Genomic DNA, 21,326 nt, shown 5'->3' with positions numbered 1-21,326 from the left:
ATGCGAGCGAGCTGCGATTGAAAAAAGTGTATCTGAAAGACTATGATCGCAGGTTGTGGATCCGGGGTTAAATGCATTCTAAACTGCGTGTTTCCAAACACCTGAAACACGTTACAATGAACAGGGAGTGAGCGTTGAATCATTCTGCATAAGCTTGCATGTCTACCTGGACTGTTCTATGGTGTCTTGCCGCTAAGAGGCAAGATTTGAATCATCAGAAAATATTTTTACGAAATCAGAGATATGGGTTCCAAAGATAAAAAGAAATGGCGTTCCACAACGATATTAACAGTGCGTCATAACGGTCAGGTTGCCATCGGCGGAGATGGACAGGTGACCCACGGCGACACGGTAATGAAAAGTGACACCCGCAAGATTCGCAAGATTCTCGACGGTCAGGTCGTGTGTGGCTTTGCGGGTTCGACTGCCGATGCGTTTTCCCTGCTGGAACGCTTCGAAGTTAAAGCCCGTGATTATCCAGGCAATATGCCTCGGGCTGCAACTGAACTGGCGCGCGACTGGCGGACCGATCGCGTGTTGCGAAAACTGGAGGCGCTGATCATCGTTGTTAATGACGAACACAGCCTGCTGATTACCGGTCAAGGCGATGTCGTTGTTCCTTCAGACGGAGTCATCGGCATCGGTTCCGGAGGCAACTATGCTACCGCAGCAGCCCGGGCGCTGGTCGGTCATTCCCAGCTGTCGGCTGCGGAAATTGTGAAAACATCACTGGGAATCGCATCAGACATCGATATCTATACGAATAATAATATCATCGTGGAGGAGCTGCAGTGCAAGAGTTAACACCTCGACAGATCGTCGCGGAACTGGATAAACATATCGTCGGTCAGGATGTCGCCAAACGCGCTGTCGCCATCGCGCTGAGAAACCGCTGGCGCTGGCAGCAGCTTCCCGATGAACTCCGAAACGAAATTACGCCCAAAAATATCATCATGATTGGGCCCACTGGCGTTGGGAAAACGGAAATTACGCGACGGCTGGCGAAGTTGATCAACGCCCCCTTCATCAAGGTTGAAGCGACCAAGTACACTGAAGTCGGATATTACGGACGCGATGTGGAAAGCATGGTTCGCGATCTGGTTGACTCGGCGAAAAATCTGGTTCGTGAAAAGAAACGGGTTGAGCTGGTGGATAAAGCCAAGGTCCGTGTCGAAGAACGCCTGCTGGACCTGTTGATTCCCCGTCCGGAATGGGAGGCTTCCTATGTTGAATCCACCGAAGAAGGCAAGGAAGAAAACGCATCGGAACGCTACGAACGAACACGCGATAAGTTTCGCACAATGTTGAGCCAGGGGGCGCTGGAAGAGAAAGAGGTTGAAGTCTCGATTGATCCAAAAAGCTCCCCCGTGCAGGTCTTTTCCAATATGGGCATGGACCAGATGGACGTGGATCTGCAGGGCATGTTTGAACGCATTATGCCGCAGCAGAGCAAGCATCGTAAAATGTCCGTCAAGGAAGCACGCGGCGTGCTGCTCGAGCAGGAAGTCGAAGGCTTGATGGATAAAGATGCCATTGCCGAAGAAGCCGTGCAACTGGCGGAACGCAGCGGCATCGTCTTTATCGATGAACTCGACAAGATCTGTACTTCAGAAGAAGGGGGCAGTCGAGGCGGTGATGTCAGCCGCCAGGGTGTGCAGCGCGACTTGCTGCCGATCGTCGAAGGTACCACAGTGCAGACTCGCAGTGGCTCGGTAAAAACAGACTATATGCTGTTTATCGCAGCCGGTGCCTTTCATCGTACGAAACCTTCGGATCTGATGCCCGAACTACAGGGACGTTTTCCGATTCGTGTCGAACTGCAGGAACTGACGCGCGATGATTTTCTCAGAATCCTGACCGAGCCCACCAGTTCGATCACGATGCAGTATCAGGCTCTGCTGGAAACAGAGGGCGTGAAGATCAAGTTCGAACAGGATGGTCTGGAAGAGCTGGCAAAAATTGCGTATGAGGTGAATCAGACCACGCAAAATATTGGTGCCCGTCGGCTGCACACGATTCTGGAACGCCTGTTGGAAGAAGTCAGCTTTGAAGCACCCGATCTTAAAACCAAGAAGATTGTAATCAACGCTGCTTATGTGCAACAGAAACTACATGCCATCGTTGAAGATGAAGACCTCAGCAAATTCATCCTTTAATCTGTAAAGGGATCTATCAAAAAACTCCCCGGTTAAAACAGGACCGGGGAGTTTTGGTTTTTATATGAATCGAAATCAGCCGAAATTAAAATTCGCCGATCACATTGCCGTCGCTGATTTTTCCCAGGTTCTCATATGTTGTGCCGTCAATATTCTCGCTGAGGAACCGGACACCACCATCACCCAGCAGGAAGTGGGCACCACCCGTATGCTGACTGCTGAAAGCCCAGGCTAAAGTGCCGTTAATAAGAGAGGCAGGATGGTTTTCAGTTTTCCACACAACCGAAGCGGTTTTGCCATTATCGTAGTAACCAACCCAGATACCACCATTGTAGTTGATTGAGCCCACGCGTCCCCGTGCGGTTTCGCCGATCAGCACTGTATTACTGGCGCCATCTGTAATGTCACGCAGTCGGGTATCACTGTTCGACCAGAAAGATCCATTACCACCGGCTGCATTATGAGGGCTGGTGTTAATGGAGGTGCCGATGCCTCGACTGCCGTAGACGGTTTTGTAGTTGGAGGTCGCGTGCCCACCTCGATCAGAATTCAACTGGCTGCCATTGTCGGAAGGACAGCGGAAGAGGGGGATGGTCGTTTTTGATTCTGTAGAGGGAGTCACGACCAGTTGAGTGCTTTTCACATTCAAGGCGTTATACATATTGGCTTGATCGATGAAGGGCAGCAGCATGGTTCCCCAACCCCAGCCGGGAAGACAGCCTCCGGTGCTCACAGAACTGGGCTGACAGGAAGCTGAAGTCGAAGGTTGCGTCCAGCCGGGAGGAAAACAACGGTGCGTTTCATGGTAATTATGCAACGCCAGCCCCATCTGCTTCACGTTATTCTTACAGGTACTGCGGCGGGCAGCTTCCCGGGCCTGCTGGACGGCTGGTAATAATAGTGCGATCAGGATTGCGATAATGGCAATCACAACAAGAAGTTCGATCAGGGTGAAACCGGTTCTGTGAACCAGTGCGGATTTGCTCCGAGGCTGCATCTTGACTCTCCAGTCGTTAATATTGTGAATCGGATTAAAATAGAATGCACGCACAGAGGCCTGCAAAATGATAGACTGCGGGTATTTTGGTACTCTTTCGTGGAGTCGATATCAATGAGTACCGATATGAAAGAATTCGGAAGGCGGGCTACAGGACTGATTTCAACTCTGCAACACTGTCGTTCCAGTGTTGAATACCGAAAAATCACCGAATCTCACGCAGAAAAATATACTTTTTTCTAATTGGTCCTGCATTTCTGTCTGATTGATTTCATCGTAGAAATAATTGCTGTGATTCTTGTGGAGTAACTGAACATTACTCTCTGTTGAAGACGAACTGAATATCAGGAGGTACCAGAGCATGGAGGAAGACTGGGAGTCAGATTATGATACCGATTATACTGACGAACCGGATTTCGATGAGGAAACTTCAACCATCGAGTGTCCCAATTGCGGAGCAGACGTTTATGAAGAGGCTCCTGCCTGTCCTGTATGTGGAGAATATATAGGCGTGGATACTCACCCTTTCAGCGAACGTCCCCGTTGGTGGGTTTCGCTGGGAATCCTGGGAGTGATTGCGACCATTCTGACACTCATTTTTCTTTCGTAAATTGAATCAATAGAAACAGCTGCATGAATTTGCCACGAATCATTCTCGGGTCCCGTTCGCCCCGCCGCAAAGAACTGCTCACACAGCTTCTGCCAGAGACTCAGATTGAAGTCATGCCACCCATTGACCCGGAGGAAGCAGGGTTCGAACAGTTGCACGATTGGGATGCGATACAACAGCAGTTGATATCAATATGTACTGAAAAAAATACCGATGTCTTTCAGCAGAGACAGGCTGACGCCTCAGTTCCGATCTTAACGGCAGATACAATCGGTGTCGTGAAGCGCCAAGCAGGTGATCTGGTCGTGTTGGGACAACCTCCTGTTGAATCTGACTGGCAGGAAACGGTCAGACAGTGGTTTCTGAATCACTATGCAGGGAAAACGCATCTGGTACTGACTGGTGTCTGCCTGAGGTACCAGCAGCAGGTGATGTTGCAGATCGCAGAAACAGAGGTAACTTTTCACGATCAGGAGTATGTGCGCGCGCGGCTGGACTGGTATCTTTCGACGCAGGAGTCGCGCGGCATGGCAGGAGGGTATGCGATTCAGGGAGCCGGGAGTATTTTTGTGAACCGCATTGAAGGCAGCCTGTCGAATGTTGTAGGATTGCCCCTGGAAACGGTGTTCGAAATGTTGAATCGTTCACAAACTGAATAAGTCACAAGCTCGAAAACAGCCTATGTCAATCATCCAGTGGAGTACCACGGAAGCCCCGGAAATCCAGATCGGGGATCGGGTTCTCGCTACACGTTATTTTCTGGCGCCCCTGGCGGGTTACACACAGCATGCATTCCGGGTTGCCATCCGTGAACTGGGGGGCGTCGGTCTCTGTACTACGGATCTGGTGCTCGCTTCTCATTTGCTGTCAGGCAGTCGCAAATCGAAGGTGCTGCTGACGACTTCTCCTGCCGACCGGCCATTGACGATTCAGATCTTTGGGGGCGTCACTGCCGAGCTGGTTGCCGCAGCACGCTGGCTGGAACAGCATGGATATGCCGCCGTTGATCTCAATATGGGCTGTCCCATGGCGAAAATAAATGGCAATGGAGGTGGCGCCCGCATCATGTGTGCGCCGGATGCAGCCTGCCAGATGGTTGCGGAAGTCGTCGACGCTGTCTCGATACCGGTGACCGTCAAAATGCGACTGGGCTGGGATCGCGATTCGATTACTGCGCCACTGTTGGCGCGAGAATTCGAGCGAGCAGGGGTGGCGGCGATTACGGTTCATGGCCGCACCCGTAATCAGGGATTTGGTGGGACCGTGGATCTGGAAGGAATCAGGCAGACGGTCGCAGCCGTTCAGCAGATTCCCGTGATTGGAAACGGTGATGTCTGTACGGTCGAAGATGCGTTTCGGATGCGACAGCAGACCGGTTGTGAAGCGGTCTCCATCGGTCGTGGAGCCATGCTGGACCCCTGGATCTTTCGCAAGATCGCCCAGGCCGTCCGCGGTGACGAACCAGTGTCCGAACCGACCAGGGAAGAACAGATTCAATTTCTGGAACGTCACTTCACCCTGATGTTTCAGCAGCATGAGCTGTTTGGCTGTCGTTTGATTCGCAAGTTTGCTGCCTGGTATGGAGTCCGCCTGGGAATTCCCGAAGATCTGGAAGACCGGCTACGAAGGCTGGAATCAGACGATGAGTTTCAGGACATCCTCGAACAGATTCGCAGGCGACATGGCGAGCGGGAATCCTCGGTTCCGACCGCATTGATTAAAACGCCTAACGGCCCGGTGGAACGCTGGTGATTTTATTGGACGATAAAAAAACAGCCTCCTGAATGAGTTCAGAGAGGCTGTTTAATGAAAGCGTTTGACAACAGCTGACGAATTCAGGTGAGATTATTCACGAATATCATTCCCACCTGCATTGTTGATGTCCAGTCCCAGATCCAGCAGGAACCAGTCATCGCCACGGGCAACGGCGCCGTATAACTGATCTAGTTCGCCATCATCAAAGACGGTCGTACTGTCGAGTCTGATGTTATTCACGCCTGCGGCTGAATTTTGCACACGGGTACGAATACTGTTGATGCGATCGCCGAACGGATCAGCCGAGATCCATTCCTGGTAAATTGCAAACAGCTGTGCGAGACCGTTATCGTAAACGGTAGAACCACCAATCATGATGTCGCCGTTCGAGCCGTAATTGGTATAGAGATATTCGTTATGGCCGCGGATGTAGTCTGAACCTGTACCGCCAATCAGAATGTCGAACCCATCAGGTCCCCCTTCCAGCACGTCATTCCCAGCACCGCCGACCAGAACATCATTTCCCCAGCCGCCTTGCAGGAAGTCATTCCCCAGACCACCAAAAATCATGGTTTCCCGGTTGTAGAATGTGTCGTCGACAACGATGGTATCATTTCCACCCAGCCCCCAGATATAGACACCGCCTGTGGGAGCGAATTCACCCACAATGGTATCACCAATCTTCACCATGATAATATTTGTTCCCGAAGTCTGGGAAAGAAAGATATTATCATCGTGTTGAGTACCGGTAATGAACAGCGCCGTCTGACCCGGGCGATTCGGGTCCATGGGCAGTATACCTGTGGTACCTTGAGGCAGAACTGTGACGACATAGTCTTCCACTTCACCATCAGCTGCTTTGCCCGTTGTGGATAACCCGCCAGCGGTACTCAGTCGGAACCGAGCGGCGATTTCTATCGGATTACCAGATATGTCTATATTGGCATTGGTGAGGTCAATTGAAACGGCATTGCTTCCCGCGACGACTGCATAGCTGCTCAGAATATGTTCGCCGACATCATCCCAGTCACCATCATTATTGAAGTCGATCCAGGCATCAATGAAACCGCTGCCTGAAGAGAGAATCGTTGCCGTCACTGCAGTGTCCCCTGCAACAATCGGGCTCAAAAAGATTCCGTCATCGTAGGTGTCCAAGTTGGCACCCGGTGATTCCAGACTCTCTGACTCTGCTGAGACGTTAGCACCCAGGTGCAGGCCGTTATTGTTAATGGCATGCTGTGCCCCTTCGCCATCGGTATCAGTGGTCAGGTTCGGGAAGGAGGCAGGGGCATCGCCAAAATCGACAAAGTTAGCAATTATGTCTGCTTCTGCTGTTCTGATTTCCGGAGTCTGTGTTCCGTCTGGACCAGCAAATTTCAGGACGGCTCCCGTATCAAAGTCAACCACATACAGGTTGTTATCAGGTCCAAAGGTCAAACTGTATGGCAGTTGGATATCCGCTCCGAAAGTAAAGTTGCCAGATTCAACCGGGGCACCTGTCACTTTGTCAAATCGCAGAACGCCTTCTGTACCACCATTGGCAACATAGAGGTTTCCATCAGTTCCAATTGTCAATCCCCGAGGATTCGTCAGGCCGTTGGTTCTCGTAGCAATGAACGGTTCAACTGATGGAGTAACTGCGCTTAGATCAATTTTCAGAATTTCATGATTTTCCAAAACGGATACAAACAATGTATTAGTTTCTTCATCGAAGGCTAACCCGGAAGGAGTTCTGAAATTCAGATCCGCAGTTGTTACCAGGACTCCGACGTAATCACCAGCAGCATCAAATTCTAAAACACGTCCTCCCAGAAACTCAGTATCGGCAATATAAAAATGACGGTACTTGGCGCTACTGGAGTCGGTGTTTCTGACAATGGAACCCGGTTTTACCAATGGGGCTTCTCCACCATAGTCAGTATTCACGTCGATCAAAGCGCCAATCAGTGAATCGTCAACAGATCGATCGTAGATGAGAACTTCTCCAGAACCTGAATTGGTCACGTACAGATAATTCTCATCAAAAACAAGACCATTCGGGACATCCAAACTTCCTGGATCGATGTAATTACCAATAAATTCTCCGGTATCACCATCGAACCGCTTTACGGCATCGTCTGTAGTGTCTGAGTCATCAAGTCCGTTACTGACAAAGAGGTTTTCATCCCCACTCGGGCTGCCAGACATGAATATCAATCCACGTGGACTGTCTAAGGTCCCTGCTTCGACGAATTCACCCTGAAAACCACCCGACTGACCTTCTCCGGTGTCAGCGTCTGCGTAGGCAGCGGTAATGGTTTCACCGAAGATGACTTCCAGTACACCGTTTCCCTTAACGAGTGTCCCCGGCGACGATTGAATTGTTCCCTCGAATCTGCCAAAACTGTTCGGAGTCTCAGTCAGTACGACGGTTTCCAAATCGCCGCCAGAAGATGTGACGGTGACACTGACTGTCCCAGCGCCATACAGGTCACCATCGGTGAGAACAATCCTGACCAGGTCACCGGCTTCATATTGTGTGGGAACAAAATAGATCTCACCTTTGCGAGCTTCCGTCAGGGTGATCTTATAATCTTCTACTTCCCCATCCGGCGCCAGTCCGGCCACACCCAGGCCAAGCTGTGTGCTCAAGCGGAAGCGGGCATAGGTTTCCCCCAGCACGAAGTCGGATCCTGTGGGAACCGCAAAGGAAATATTGTTTACGTAGGCTGATGTTACGAATTGATCTGTGACGATCTGTTCGCTGTCATCCCAGATACCATCCCGGTTAAAGTCGATCCAGCCCTGCAGGTAACCATCTCCGGAAACGGTGACGTCAATTTCAGCAAACGCAGCATCGGCTGCAATGCGTGTGGTTTCGTTGTTATAGGCATCCAGGAAGATCACGCCATTTTCATCATCAGTTACGCCGTTATCATCGTCTCCCAGAGCGTCAAGGCTGGGCTGGCCATCAGTTTCAGGGTCAACAGAGGCACCCAGGGTCAATCCCCCTTCAAGGCTGTGTCGGGCACCACCTTCGGTATAGTTCGGGTCGTTAAGCAAGGTCGGGTAATAATCGGGGGCATCTCCAAAATCCAGGCCAAAGCTTGTACCGGTCGACAATCCAAACGCTAAAGTGTTGATGCTGTCCTGGCTACCACTAAAAAATTCTGATGAAATCAGGTAATCGGTTCCAAATGCCACATTCACATCGTCATCGCTTCCGAAGAAGCCATCCTCTCCCACGCCAGCATAAACCGCAGCACCAACTCCCCCCTGGTCAATAATTTGAATGGATTCATTCTCGTTATCTGTATGAAACAGACCGAAGAAGTGTCCTGCTTCATGAGCGACAATGTTTCCCACCGCAACCCCAATCAAATCGATCATTGTGGAAGCAGGAGCCAGGGAAACAAAATTCAGCGAATCGCCGGCGAAAAAGGGGTCAGTACTACTGAGTAAATCGAGTAGAACGACAGCAGTTTCTGTCGTATCAAAATTACCGACATCAATCGATTCCGCAATCCCGAGGGTGGATATCCCCAGTTCATTGATCGTACCACCAATGACAATGCGACTGAAATTCGGCGTGTTAAACTCATCCAGTCCCGGATATGCGAGACTGTCTAGTATTTGAATACCATAATCACCGGGCGAACCGATGACGGCACCGGTGTCAGGATCGAAGTATTCGCCGTTGTTTCCATCCTCTCCAATGGTAAGGAAGTTCGCGATCACCCTGTCCCTGATAGCTTCTATGACTTCAGCTTCATCGCCTGCTGTCAGCCCCCAGTTAGTGAGAAATGCGCTGAGAGGCGAGAGTATCGCATCCGAGGAAGGTAAAAAATCATAGAAGATGGAAGGGTCTACTGTGGCACCGTCAAAGTCAAGGTAGAGGGTCTGAACTGAATCGGTACCGATCAGTTGCGTTTCTAACTCAGGACGGAATGCTCGTAATTGGAGATCATACTCGCCAACATTTCCTCGGACTGAGACGTAATATGTTCCCGTCGTTGCTGCGACGATTGAGCCAGAGGCATTTCCGTCTCCAGGTAAGGGACTGTCTTCAGGATAGAGATCGCTCATAAAACGAGATGATTCGAAGAGCAAAATTCCTGAAGTGTCATACAGGGAGACTGTCTGGCCGGCACCAAAGACATTGGCCCCCAGAATATCACCCTCTGTCAGTTCGACCGCATAGTAATCGACGTCTGATGCGTTCAAACTGACGAAGAGATTGTACGTTCCTTCGGACCTGGGATAGGATCCTACACCGCCCCCACTGGTAGGGTCAAAGGGGTCACCTGGAAAGCCTATGTCTCCTACGGCTATACCTGGATTGTATCCCCCGACCATGAGATAGTAATCGCCATCAATGGGAGCTGTAAAGACCAGGGAACTATCAAAGAAGTTTCCACTATCATCGTCGCTGTCGAGCAGATTACCAAGACTGTCGTAAATTGCGACAATAGGATCCAAACCGTTGAATTGAGTGGGATCCTGTGCGTAAATGGTAACGATTTCGCCCATTTTGAGTCCGGATAACTGATAAAAATCGTAGTCACCGGTACCGGTTCCTGCAGTCCCATGCGGACCATTACCAATAGTGGCTCCCAGAAGCTGAAATTGACCTCCCAGACCCCCATTCAAATCATTGGCCAGGGTAATAGAACCATCGTCTTCTGGAAAATCAGTGGTAGATAATGTTTGTGTCAGTGCACCACTAGCCAGGTATCCAGCCACATCAACTTCCGGGTCGTCACCAGTGCCTGTTCCGAATCCTGTAATCGCTTCTGCCGTGAACCGCGTATCGTTCAAGCCGTAGGTATCAAAGTCTTCGTTTTCGTCTGTTGAAAAAGAACGAAAGTCAACAGGATTGTCGACCTGTCCCTTATCCTGGCTGCTTCTTAGTTTAGATTCTTCCGATGTCGGATTTGCTGCGTTTTGTTCAGCCTGTGTTAGTGGCGAAACCAGAATTGTAGGCGGCGGAACGGCACGTCCGACTTGCGAGCTGCCATCGCCATTCTCGTCAGGCAAAGCATTACCAGCCGATAGAAGGGTCCTGTCTTCCAGGCACTCTACGGTTGAGTAAGAGTTGGTCAAGGAATACACGCGTTGATTTCTCAATCGTTTATTGCGCCCTTTGAGGAGCTGATTGAGAAAAGAACTGATTCGACCAGGCTGGTGACGACGTTTAGTTCTCGTAAACATCATTTGCATCTTTCCATATCATGCCAAAACAGGAAACTCTATTTCAGCGAGTCGCGTGTCTTTAAAGAGTCTGGGTAACTCTAGTATTTATCATTGTTTAGAACTATCTGCCGCGGTGTTTTGCGTAAGATAAATGCACCACGAAAGTAGTTGACAAAAATCAACGAACCTACTTATCTGTTAAAATGGGTAGATTCAAAATAGATTGTGCAGCAACAAAAGTATGTATGTCAAGCAAAAGATAAAAAAGATCAATTGAAAACAGGTCGTTCGTACTGGTTTTAGCGGCTATTCCCGCCATCAGGGAGTATCTGTTACGTTCTGGACGTCTGAGACTGAAATATCTCACCAAAGTTAAGGGTGATTTCCAAGTTAATTAGATGTTCAATTGATCCCGTTAAAGTCGGTGGCCTGAAAACCGCCAAAGAAGTCGTCTGTCGCTTCAAGATCTGTACCTGTCAGAAGTTTTCGCTCTCCAGGATTCAATTCTGCTTGCATCAGGGGGCTGTCAGGAGAGTGTTCATGGCCGAGCAGATGATTCAGTTCATGCAGGAGCACTGTCAATAAATCGATGTGTCCCGAAGCGTTACTGAACAATTTGGCATCAAATAATCCGGCCGCTGATGCCTCAAACTCTTCATTCAGCAGTGGAGTCTGGTCAATAAACCAGCCCCAACCAGCTGCATTGATATCAAGGTAAATAGTGTTATTTGCCGCGTCCGCTTTGGCCAATTGATTTTGAGGCAGTTCCACAATCTCGATTTTCACATCAGAGAGTGTTTCGGTGACAGAATCATCGTACACGTCAGTAAGTTGCTGTTTCGCCGCTTCGAGAACCGGCTCTGCCTCTTCCGGGGTAAGGGGCGGTGTATTCGATTCCTCAATATTAGTCTGCGATGTCACCAGGAGGTCCTGTTGCCAGACTTCTGAATAATTCGAAGGATAAGATGACAAGTTTCCGCTACCCTGGACCTTTCCGTAGTTCGTCACCAGCAGGATCAGATCGCGGTAATCGACTTTGCCAGATCGATCAAAGTCAGCAGCCCAGGCATTCTCTGCATTAGGTGTTCCGGGGACCTTGTTATAAACTCCGATTAAGGTAATCAGATCGCGGTGGTTAACGACTCCATCATCATTCAAATCATAAAGTGCCGGAACCAGAGTTAAATCAACGGCAGATCCTTCAGTAACCGTAGCATCTCCCTGTGAAGAAGTCAGAGTACTGTTCGAAATCTCAAAGTTCAGATTGGCGACCGGATGGATGTATTCCCCGTCTGCATTTAAAGGGATCTGGTTGACTGTCAGACGGACCCGTGCCAGCAGGACCAGTGTTTCAGCCCCATAGTCAGGCTGGTCTGTAGTCGCACCCAGTCCGGTGATGGTGCCTGTTTCATTGTTGATACTACCAGTCTGGCTCAATGTAAAACCAGGGCCATAAACAATCGAATCCGCCGTCAGGTACGTCGCATCGAAGCTGAAATCGACCTGGGCTGAGACGAGACCGTAGTCTGTTGAATTGCTGATGCTGACCCAGATTTCGACAATAACCGGATTAAACTCATCAATGAAACTGGCATTGGCCGGAAGAGATACTGTCTGGCCGGAGGTACCGACATTGGTCGCCTTCCATTTTACCGTCAGGTCGGCACTCCCCTGAATTCCTTCTGTTTCAAACGCGCCGATATCAATCTGGACGGTCGAGTCATTATTACTGTCGATAACGCGGCTGACACCTCTCTGGTCGAGAGTGAGTGCCGGATCAAAAGCACTGCCATCAAAGGCAGGGTTTCCCGCGTCAATCGCAATGCTGCTGGAGTTCAAGGCATGGGTCTGGGTAAGCCCGCCATAGTCACCCAGTGGGAGTAACGACGGATCCTGCCCCAGAATAAAATTCGTCGTCGCGGATGTGTCGACTCCACTCGTATTTTCAATCAGGCTGTAGCTGCCCGACAGATAACCATACACGTCTGCACCAGCGTTTGACGCAGTATTGTCAGCAATGATGCTGTTATTCAAGGGGGTGCTATCACCGGCAGAATAGAGTCCACCACCATTACCGCCGGCATGATTATCGGCGATGGTACTGTTATGAATGGCGGTACTGACATAATCAAGGGGGTCAGAAAGGTAGATTCCAGCACCATCTAAGCTCGCTGTGTTTCCGGAGATGGTGCTGTTAATAATAAGTGAAGTATAGGCGCCATTGTAAATACCGCCACCACTTCCCAGTAGTGCCGAATTCTCTGAGATCGTACTACTGTGTACCGTCAGGTCTCCCCCAAACTGGACCAGGCCACCGGCAGAACCGGAACTCTGATTGCCATGAATGGTGGAACCGGTGATGAGAGTTGTGGCCTCTTCAATATAAAGCCCACCGCCGCCTGGCTGACTTTGCGAATCATTATTGACAAACACGGAACCGCTGATGGTCAGCTCACTATTAAACTGATAGAGTCCGCCTCCCCCACCGATCATTGCCGAGTTCAGGGAGAGTGTGCTGTCGACGAGTGAAACATTGGCATTATAAGCATAGATCCCGCCCCCAAGACCATCTGCGGAATTGTCATCCAGGATGGTATCGGTCAAAGTGACCGATCCGGATATACTGGCGATGGCTCCCCCTGAAGAGTACTGCGAGGAATTGGACTGAAAAAAGGAGTTGCTGATTTCCAGGGTTCCCGTGTTATAGATCGCACCACCATAACCGTTTTCGGTTTGGTTATTCACCAGCTGGCTATTGATCAGAACCAGGTGTTCTTCATTGAAGATCGAACCCCCACCCCCAAATTCATCGTTTCCCTGCCCATTCGTCAGTTTCAGATTCTGCAGACTGACTTCCAGAATATTTTCGTTATTATCTGTGATATTGAAATGACGCTTCGTCGAGGCCATATTAAACGTCAGCAAAGGAGTACCCGCTTCCGACGTCGGTGCAATGATGGAGACGTCATCCCAGATGAAGAGTGCCGAAGTCAGGTGGATCGTTTTTTCCTGTCCCTCAAATAAGGCCGGGTCAAACATGATGATGTCTGCCCCATTCCCCTGGGGGGTCACATCAATAGCGGTATCATCATTCGCCGCCTTCAATGCTTCACTAATTGAGACTTTCTGATCCGCTGTGTAATTATCCAGATCTGTCGTGACCAGGATCACTCCTTCCGGTGCGATCGAGAAATTTACGGTTGCCGGTTCGGAGTACATCCCCAGATTGTCTTTTACGCGATAGGTAAACGACCCCGTTCCCATGTAACCCGAGCCATCTGCAATATAATTGACGGTACCGTCAGTATTGGCGGTCACAGTACCGTGCTCGGGCTGCTGGAGAATTTCAATTGAAGTCTCGTCCACGGTTCCATCAATGTCGGTATCGTTTGCCAGTAGATCAATGGGCGCGGGAGTATCACCCTGCAAGGCAAAAAAGTCATCATTGGCCACAGGCGGTATGCCTACGATGACTGTGACGACCTGGTAGTCCTGTAGATCGCGGAAGTTTGCTTCGTAATTGGGATCGTTAAGCGGGGTCTGCTGGAAGCCAACAGCAACGGTAATCTCATAGATTCCGGCGGCCATACCAGCATTGGGGGTGACTGTAAGCAAGCCGGTGTTGATGTTCACAGAATAGCTCAGACCAGCGGGGGCGGCGACAGGGAGCGCCAGTTCGCGACCGATTGCGGTTAATGCTGCCTGGTCATAGTAAAGAAAGTACGCGTTGCCGTTCTCAGTATTCAAGTCGATGTCAGTGCCGACCAGTTGATACTGAATCGTATTGCCAGCGATCACCTGCAGGTCAGGGATGTCTTCCAGGTAAGGATTGGCATTCTCATAGTAATAGTGAAAATCGAATGAATCGGGGGTGACACTCACCTGGAAGGTACGTTGAGTGGTATTTCCATCCTGGTCCTGGGCTGTGATTGTAATCGTACTCGTTCCGGTAATCCCTTCCGCCGCCGTCAATACGAGCGTGCCGTTTTCCAGGTCAGAAAAGACGTCGACGGTTTCGATTTTGATCGTAAAGTCCGGAATATCATCGGTGGTCGAGATATTGCTCAGCGCCTGACGAACGTCTTCTCCTTCAGTCAGAAAACCAAAAATGGTATTCTGGAAATCGTACTCTCGAGAGTAACCGCCGGTGATCGAAAAACGCGAGTCGTTCTGGTCATCAGTTGTGGTCGGTCTTTTGCGGTTTGCTATTTCCCCCGTATCAGGGTTGGGATCTGGTTTATACATTGAGAGCAGGCCGGACTGTACATGTTGTAGTTCCGGGTGAAACTGATCGTCGAAATAGCCCAGCCCGGAGTCGACCAGCCCCGACTCTGAATGATCGCCTCCCTGGATCATGCCGTTGAGAATCATGTCGAATATCTGATTATCATAATAACCGCTTTCGGCCAGTTCGATAATCCGTTCCGCAGCACGGGAAGCACGACCTTCAAACAGTTCAAAGACCATGTCGCCATAGCCTTCCACCGAGATGCGAATACTGCGGTTACCAGCCAGGACCCGTGCTGAAATATCGGTATTGCTGGAATCGACCGTATAGAGAATGTCGCTATTTTCAGAGTCGTAGCCATCCAGGGCAATATGCAAAGCCGTTCCGGAATAAAAATTCTGATCGGCAATCGCTTTCAGGAAAGGATCGTCTGATTGTGGAATGGCAACACTGGTTGCCGCTGCCAGGTCTGCCACGGAATTAATCGTGCTGCCATCAATCAGAGTTCCATCATTCAGTTTCCAGACGGGCTGCAGGAAGTTGATATCACTGATTCCTGCTTCACTCGCACTGGCGTTTAAATCACGATTGGCATCGGTGATTTCGACAAACTGCAGAAACTGCGCCCCATCTTCCAGCAGCGCTTTTTGTTCGGTGGTCTCAGCCTGCCAGGCGGCTCCATAGAGTGTTGCATTCGCAGCTGTTAGCGCTTGCGCGAAAGCAACCAGGTCCTGACCACTGAGCAGTGTGCGGTCTTCCAGCTTTTCTGTGGCTGCGAGAGGAACGGTATTGGCTTTCAGCCGACGATGATGTTTACTTCGTCGCGGACGCCACAGGTTATCGATGAGTTTTGAGATCATTAAACTGGTATCTTTATATTACATATATCTTTGTTGTCGAACTTGTTTCAAAGGCAGGCTGCTTCCATTTGTATAGAAACGAACCTGACTGTTCAGTTAATGATTTTAAAGCGGCAGCCATACGTAACAAAACAGGGAAATTGAAATGTTTTCAATGTTTAGAGGAAATGTACGTAATGGGTGACTTATTTATATTTGACATACGCAAAAAACGATCTGCACCGAAATTGACGATTGGGGGTAAAAAATCTAACAAAACGGTAGGGATGACAACGTGATTTGTTTAAATAAGTCAACAAACTGTAAGAACTTACTGCTTCTGCTCATTTTCTGGTTGTCTGGTGAGAATCAAGAAAATAGTTTTTGTTGTCGCTTCACTGACTGATTAAAATAAGGAGAACCCACACTCGAAATATGTTGTGAGATCCAATGTAAGTCATATCATAAGAATGGCTTAAGTGTTTCTTGCTGCTTACCTGCCGACAGATTTGTGATCATTCACTACAGGAAACGGGAAGTGGGGCTCCTAAGTTACTTTTCCGTGTTTTGAGCGTCATAATGCTGAAAGCAGCGTCCGTTGATTTCCTGACACATCGAACGATTGAGTTTGAATGTGTCCTCGTTCTGGTTATTTATTTTCCGTTCCTGGAGGCAGTTTGAGCATTGCATCACACAGCTATCACTGGATGAAGACAGGTTTTCGCCCGGCGAAATCGCGTCTCTCCCGCTGGAGTGCGACCGCCGGTCAGATTATGAAGCGTTGTGAATCGCTGAAGAAAATGACCGACGACAAACTGGAACGCTACTCGCTGGAATTACGCTGGCGTGCGAAATCTGGTGAGCCTCTCCGGAAAATTCTGCCGGAAGCATATGCGCTCGCACGGGAGTCTGCCTGGCGGACCTTAAAGATGGAGCACTTCCCCGTGCAGCTCATGGGGGGGATTGCCCTGTTCGAAGGAGGCATTGCCGAAATGCAGACCGGTGAAGGCAAGACGCTGACGGCCGTTCTGCCTGCATACCTGCGTGCACTGATGGGAAAAGGTTGTCACGTTATTACGGTCAACGACTATCTTGCCAAGCGTGACTCGGAAACCATGGGCCCGGTATTCAATAAGCTGGGTCTTTCCGTGGGCTGTATCACGTCAGATATGGAAGACGAAGACCGGCGGATTGCCTACAGTCTGGATGTGACCTACGGTACTGCGAATGAAATGGGATTTGATTTCCTCCGCGATCGGATCCGTATCGGAGCCTCTGCCCCCGGGCAGCTGGAACAGGCCATTACCAATCATAAAAACTCAGGGAAAGAACCACTGGTTCAACGTGGCAACTATTTTGCCTTAATTGACGAGGCGGACAGCGTATTAATTGACGAGGCCAGAACCCCGCTGATTATCGGGTTGATTCAGCCGAATGACGCTGCCTCCGTGAATCTGTTCCGCTGGAGTAATCGAGCCACTCATCAGCTTGAGCCGGAAGAGGATTATGTCTACGAACCCAAAAAACGCTCATCCTATCTTACGGACTCGGGGTGTCGCAAAATTCTGCTGATGGCGAAACCTTCTCTGCTGGATTCGATTGATACCGAACGCATCTATAAACAGGTTGAGCAATCATTGGTAGCTCGATTCGGCTTCCTGAAAGACCGGGACTATGTGGTCGTCGATGATGAAGTCGTGATTGTCGATGAATCAACGGGTCGTATGATGGATGGTCGTAAATGGCAGGATGGACTGCATCAGTCGATCGAAGCACAGGAACATGTTCCGATTACTGCAGCTACAGGGCAGGCGGCTCGAATCACCGTGCAGAGCTTTTTCCAGAACTACGCACACCTGGCGGGCATGACCGGTACTGCTGCTTTAGCGGAAAAAGAAATCCGTAAAACATATAAAGTCTCCGTGACTTCAATTCCCACGCATCGCCCCTGTATTCGCCAGGGGAGCCAGGCGCGGGTCTTCAAAACGATGCAGGCCAAACGTCTGGCTGTCGTGGAAGAGATCGAACGTCTTCGCTTGAAACGCTGTCCGATTCTGGTAGGTACGCCTTCAGTTGAAGCGTCAGAAGCACTCGGCGATCTGCTGGCGATGAAGGCCATTCCCCATCAGATCCTGAATGCAAAATACCACGAACAGGAAGCCGAAATCGTCCGAAAAGCGGGGGAGCCCGCTCGCGTGACCATCGCCACAAATATGGCAGGGCGGGGTACCGATATTCTGCTGAAGGATGAAGAGCGTGCGAATGGGGGGCTGCATGTGATTGCAACCGAGATGCATACCTCCGCCCGCATCGACCGCCAGCTGATTGGTCGATCTGCCCGGCAGGGTGATCCCGGACACTATCAGTTCTTTCTCTCGCTGGAAGACGAATTACTCCGCTGCCTGGAAATGAGTCAGATCGAGAAACTTGCAAGATCTGCCAAGGCAGACAAGAACGGGGAACTTCCAGCAGGCTGGCTGTCGTTCTTCAAGAATACACAGAACTTCCTGGAAAAGCTGCATCGGAAGCAGCGTCGAGATATGCTCAAGCAGGAAAAGAATCGGATCGAGATGTTCCATAAAATGGGACTCGATCCCTACCTGGAATGGACCGAGTAGTCACAACAACTTTAAGTATTTGCAAACCGTTTCTGTGCATTCTCCCAGGTAATCTGTTTTTCGATTTCCATTCCCAACTGCGACTCTTTGAGTTTATTCAGACTGGATTCCAGATAGAAAAAGGGGAAGTAGGAGCCAAACAGAATTTGTTCGTAAGGTACCTGCTGCATGACTTTCTCGATCCCACCCACGCCTTCCAGCATGGCAATCTCGATTGTCAGGTTCGGGTTTTTCGTCAGTCGAGTCAGGTTGGCCCCCCGCAGTGACTTCATGCCGTTCAGAATTGTGACCTGCAGTTTGTCCTGTGCCTGCATCAATCCTGGTAGCGCTTCAAAATTCACATTGGGAATTCGCATTAGTTTGTGATGTGTGCGGTCATCTTCCATCCGCATTGCGATCTGAATAAACAGGCCCCGTTCAGCAGCCAGCGCGAATAGTTTTTTCACTTCCGGGCTGCTCAATTCATATTCATGGTAGTTGGGATGCAGGCGGATACCGGGCATCTTCCATTCTTCGTGACAGGCGCTGACATCGTCTTCCCAGCCTGGCAGCGTGGGGTTGATACTTCCCACAGGCAGCAACAGGTCAGCACCCTGTGATTTGCAGTCGTCATAAAGCCGCTGATTCACAGTGCGGATGTCTTTATGAAGCAGCCCGTCAAAGCTGCCGGCATACGCGCGGGATATCTGGTTACGTTTCAGTTTACTTACCAGTTCCGAAGTCGTGTCGCATGGCAGACGACGAAAGGGCCAGCGGGAGAGATACACATTCACATCGCAAATCATACCGTGATCCCTTTCTCTTTCAGAATGGGAGTCAGCAAGCGTTTGAGATTGCCTCCCAGAATCAGTCGTTTGGAAACTTCAGGGATGTCGGCCCCTTGGACCTTCGCCAGTTGTGAAGAAAAACTGCGTCCGCCGATATCGCTGCCATACAGAACACGATCTGCCCCCAGTGTTCGGACCGCCATTTCCGTGATTCCGGCGGTCGGGTCGGAACCACCAATGCCTGCATAGACGTTCGGTGAATCCTGGATCGCCCGCAACCCCAGTTCATAGTCACCTCCGGTATGCCCGCAGATCAGAGGGACATCGGGATGCCTTTTCGCCATCAGCGCCAGATCACCGGGAGTCGACTCTCCGGTCAGATTGCCTCCGGCTTTGTACCAGGTATGCTGATAAATTAACGCCTTCAACTCGGCAGCACGTTTGATAATCGGATCAATGGCTGGATCATTGCAGCGACTGGAAACCCACAATTTGACACCAATCATCGGACCGTCTTTCACACAACGGTTCAGTTCCGCGATACTTTCATCCACGTACTTCGCATTGAGATACACAAAACCGAAGGCCCGGTTATGCCAGTGGCTGATTGCCTGCAGTACCTGGTCATTCTGCTTGCGAAACTGCTCCGGCGAAGGATCAGTCGCAAACGGCCAGCCCATAAAAAAGATGAGTCGCTCCACGCCCATGCGGTCGGCATAGACCATCAACTGGGCGATACGCTCATCGACGGTCTTGCCTTCCACCCCGGAGAGATGGCAGTGTAAGTCCCAGATCATAGATTACTCTTTCAGATGTCAAACAGTCAGGGAGCAGCTAAGTGAATGCTCGCTTTGGGTGGTTTCGCGTAATGCTGCCAGATCGCATCCGTGCGGACAAGCGCGGGCCCATCATGCACGAGAAACCGATAGTGGCTGATGTGTGGTTTTCCCGGAGTGATTTCCCAGTCTCCCAGGGGGCAGGGCGTGAATACCATATAAGGCATGGAAGGGTGAATCCTTACCGGTTCGGGAAAGCGAAAATTATCGGGGTGGGTTAAAATTGTAAAGCCACTCCAGGGAGTACTCGATTCCGTTCTGCCGGAAATATCGCACCAGTGGGTTCGATCATGGTTGCCATTCGCCCGGGTTTTGCCGTTGGAATTCAGAAACTCACAGTTCTCTTTCGTCCATCCCCGACCTCCGCGAATGGCCATGCCGCCGTAATGATATTCGGGTAGCTTCAGCGGTGATTCGGTCGCGCACCGCAAATCCGAAGTGATATCATACATCCAATAGGCGGGTTCTTTCGCGGGTTGATTCCACACGCGGATAGTCCATGTTTCCAGTAGAGCGGGGGTTTCTGATTCGCCTGTCAGATCTACGTGTTCCTGGGTTACTTTTAATTCTGCATAGACTGGCCCTGTCTGTTTTGAGACCAGGTTTTTGAATCGGACCCGCCCTTTTTTGCTTTTGATTTCCCAGAAGTTGGTCGGGCGTCCCTCAAAGACGGCTTTCGTAAATGCAAGGAACTGACCACTCTGGTGAGCATGGTCCGGGGGGAATTCATCTGAGACAATCATTCCACCAGGCGTCCAGAGGGGATGAATATGCGCGCTACGCCCATACAAAGGGTCCAGTGGTTCGGGGGGCTCACTATGTTGATAATTGTAATTCAATACCGGACGATCGCCGATTAATATCTGATAGGCTTTGTCGGTATCTTTGATCGTCAGCGCCTGCTGCGGGGCAGCAGAACCGGCTCGGATTTGAAACACGCGTGTTTTACCCGCGGCTGTTTTACCAGGCGGAATCCACCAGAGTAGATCTGCAGACTGCTTTCGCTTTTCAATCTGAGCGGGAATCTCGGTCATGTCCCCGTCTGCTGCTTCGACCAGGTAGACCTCCTCCGCCGTGAAGCCGGACTCGGGAAGTTCCACAGAGACGGGTTCGTTTTCGAGTGGCTGTTTCTCTGCCGTGATGCTGACTTCTCCCAATGTCTCCTCAGCGGCTGCCAGGAGATTGGTGGGGACGGAAATCAGGAGCAGAATTAAAAAGAGAAGATTCTGAATCCAGTTTGTAACTAATCTCATTTTGAACTCTCAGTAAGGCCAGGGCGTTGCCCTGCAACTTCCAGTAAGCGTGACTCCATGCTACCGAACCGCTTGTGTCGGTTGCAATATTGGGT

12 protein-coding genes are annotated in these 21,326 nt (G+C 50.3%); 6 read left to right on the top strand and 6 right to left on the bottom strand.

Going from position 1 to position 21,326, the window contains the following annotated elements; translation table 11 throughout:
- Nucleotides 1-243: 243 nt before the first annotated feature.
- Both hslV and hslU read left to right on the top strand, forming a co-directional pair.
- The gene (gene hslV / locus ACN0YH_RS09395; protein WP_417379308.1) at nucleotides 244-804 is read left to right on the top strand and encodes an ATP-dependent protease subunit HslV; all 561 of its coding nucleotides are present in this window, start codon (nucleotides 244-246) and stop codon (nucleotides 802-804) included.
- Nucleotides 792-2,156 carry an ATP-dependent protease ATPase subunit HslU gene (gene hslU, locus ACN0YH_RS09390; protein WP_417379307.1) on the top strand — a complete coding sequence of 455 codons (1,365 nt, stop codon included), beginning with the start codon at nucleotides 792-794 and terminating at the stop codon, nucleotides 2,154-2,156. The genes hslV and hslU overlap by 13 nt, the downstream gene beginning before the upstream one ends.
- Nucleotides 2,157-2,241: 85 nt before the next feature.
- Here the strand turns inward: hslU and ACN0YH_RS09385 are convergent, their stop codons facing one another.
- Nucleotides 2,242-3,153, bottom strand: a complete 912-nt coding sequence (locus ACN0YH_RS09385; protein ID WP_417379306.1) for a DUF1559 domain-containing protein — start codon at nucleotides 3,151-3,153, stop codon at nucleotides 2,242-2,244.
- A 361-nt stretch (nucleotides 3,154-3,514) separates the two neighbouring features.
- Here ACN0YH_RS09385 and ACN0YH_RS09380 point away from each other — a divergent pair, with 361 nt between their 5' ends.
- The 3 genes from ACN0YH_RS09380 to ACN0YH_RS09370 are packed head-to-tail and all read left to right on the top strand — an operon-like array spanning nucleotide 3,515 to nucleotide 5,515.
- The gene (locus ACN0YH_RS09380; RefSeq protein ID WP_417379305.1) at nucleotides 3,515-3,763 is read left to right on the top strand and encodes a zinc ribbon domain-containing protein; all 249 of its coding nucleotides are present in this window, start codon (nucleotides 3,515-3,517) and stop codon (nucleotides 3,761-3,763) included.
- Between the two features lie 23 nt (nucleotides 3,764-3,786).
- Nucleotides 3,787-4,422: a Maf family protein gene (locus ACN0YH_RS09375; protein ID WP_417379304.1), complete on the top strand. Its 636-nt coding sequence runs from the start codon at nucleotides 3,787-3,789 to the stop codon at nucleotides 4,420-4,422.
- A gap of 22 nt (nucleotides 4,423-4,444) precedes the next feature.
- Nucleotides 4,445-5,515, top strand: a complete 1,071-nt coding sequence (locus ACN0YH_RS09370; RefSeq protein WP_417379303.1) for a tRNA dihydrouridine synthase — start codon at nucleotides 4,445-4,447, stop codon at nucleotides 5,513-5,515.
- 93 nt (nucleotides 5,516-5,608) lie between these two features.
- Here ACN0YH_RS09370 and ACN0YH_RS09365 read toward each other — a convergent pair whose 3' ends face one another.
- Together ACN0YH_RS09365 and ACN0YH_RS09360 are read right to left on the bottom strand one after the other, a co-directional pair.
- Nucleotides 5,609-10,711, bottom strand: coding sequence for a GEVED domain-containing protein (locus tag ACN0YH_RS09365; RefSeq protein WP_417379302.1), 5,103 nt, complete (start codon nucleotides 10,709-10,711; stop codon nucleotides 5,609-5,611).
- Nucleotides 10,712-11,092: 381 nt separating this feature from the next.
- Nucleotides 11,093-15,778 carry a peptidylprolyl isomerase gene (locus ACN0YH_RS09360; protein WP_417379301.1) on the bottom strand — a complete coding sequence of 1,562 codons (4,686 nt, stop codon included), beginning with the start codon at nucleotides 15,776-15,778 and terminating at the stop codon, nucleotides 11,093-11,095.
- Between the two features lie 656 nt (nucleotides 15,779-16,434).
- Here ACN0YH_RS09360 and ACN0YH_RS09355 point away from each other — a divergent pair.
- The gene (locus tag ACN0YH_RS09355) at nucleotides 16,435-18,375 is read left to right on the top strand and encodes a translocase (RefSeq protein WP_417379300.1); all 1,941 of its coding nucleotides are present in this window, start codon (nucleotides 16,435-16,437) and stop codon (nucleotides 18,373-18,375) included.
- An 11-nt stretch (nucleotides 18,376-18,386) separates the two neighbouring features.
- Here the strand turns inward: ACN0YH_RS09355 and ACN0YH_RS09350 are convergent, their stop codons facing one another.
- The 3 genes from ACN0YH_RS09350 to ACN0YH_RS09340 are packed head-to-tail and all read right to left on the bottom strand — an operon-like array spanning nucleotide 18,387 to nucleotide 21,231.
- On the bottom strand, nucleotides 18,387-19,160 hold the full coding sequence (locus tag ACN0YH_RS09350) for an amidohydrolase family protein (RefSeq protein ID WP_417379299.1): 774 nt from the start codon (nucleotides 19,158-19,160) through the stop codon (nucleotides 18,387-18,389).
- A complete protein-coding gene (locus ACN0YH_RS09345) occupies nucleotides 19,157-19,939 on the bottom strand; it encodes an amidohydrolase family protein (RefSeq protein ID WP_417379298.1) in 783 nt (260 codons plus the stop codon). Before ACN0YH_RS09345 ends, ACN0YH_RS09350 begins: the two co-directional genes overlap by 4 nt.
- Before the next feature lie 26 nt (nucleotides 19,940-19,965).
- Nucleotides 19,966-21,231 carry a PmoA family protein gene (locus tag ACN0YH_RS09340; protein WP_417379297.1) on the bottom strand — a complete coding sequence of 422 codons (1,266 nt, stop codon included), beginning with the start codon at nucleotides 21,229-21,231 and terminating at the stop codon, nucleotides 19,966-19,968.
- Nucleotides 21,232-21,326: the final 95 nt, after the last annotated feature.

The organism is Gimesia sp., from assembly GCF_048262075.1.
Taxonomy (GTDB): Bacteria; Planctomycetota; Planctomycetia; order Planctomycetales; family Planctomycetaceae; genus Gimesia.
Note: the sequence above shows the minus strand (reverse complement) of the source record. Positions and strands in the feature narration are given on the sequence as shown.

Bases quoted from the DNA above. Each gene is read 5' to 3' on its own strand.
- hslV (WP_417379308.1), top strand. From the start codon at position 244: ATGGGTTCCAAAGATAAAAAGAAATGGCGTTCCACAACGATATTAACA.
- ACN0YH_RS09385 (WP_417379306.1), bottom strand. From the start codon at position 3,153: ATGCAGCCTCGGAGCAAATCCGCACTGGTTCACAGAACCGGTTTCACC.
- ACN0YH_RS09380 (WP_417379305.1), top strand. From the start codon at position 3,515: ATGGAGGAAGACTGGGAGTCAGATTATGATACCGATTATACTGACGAA.
- ACN0YH_RS09375 (WP_417379304.1), top strand. From the start codon at position 3,787: ATGAATTTGCCACGAATCATTCTCGGGTCCCGTTCGCCCCGCCGCAAA.
- ACN0YH_RS09370 (WP_417379303.1), top strand. From the start codon at position 4,445: ATGTCAATCATCCAGTGGAGTACCACGGAAGCCCCGGAAATCCAGATC.
- ACN0YH_RS09365 (WP_417379302.1), bottom strand. From the start codon at position 10,711: ATGATGTTTACGAGAACTAAACGTCGTCACCAGCCTGGTCGAATCAGT.
- ACN0YH_RS09360 (WP_417379301.1), bottom strand. From the start codon at position 15,778: ATGATCTCAAAACTCATCGATAACCTGTGGCGTCCGCGACGAAGTAAA.
- ACN0YH_RS09350 (WP_417379299.1), bottom strand. From the start codon at position 19,160: ATGATTTGCGATGTGAATGTGTATCTCTCCCGCTGGCCCTTTCGTCGT.
- ACN0YH_RS09345 (WP_417379298.1), bottom strand. From the start codon at position 19,939: ATGATCTGGGACTTACACTGCCATCTCTCCGGGGTGGAAGGCAAGACC.
- ACN0YH_RS09340 (WP_417379297.1), bottom strand. From the start codon at position 21,231: ATGAGATTAGTTACAAACTGGATTCAGAATCTTCTCTTTTTAATTCTG.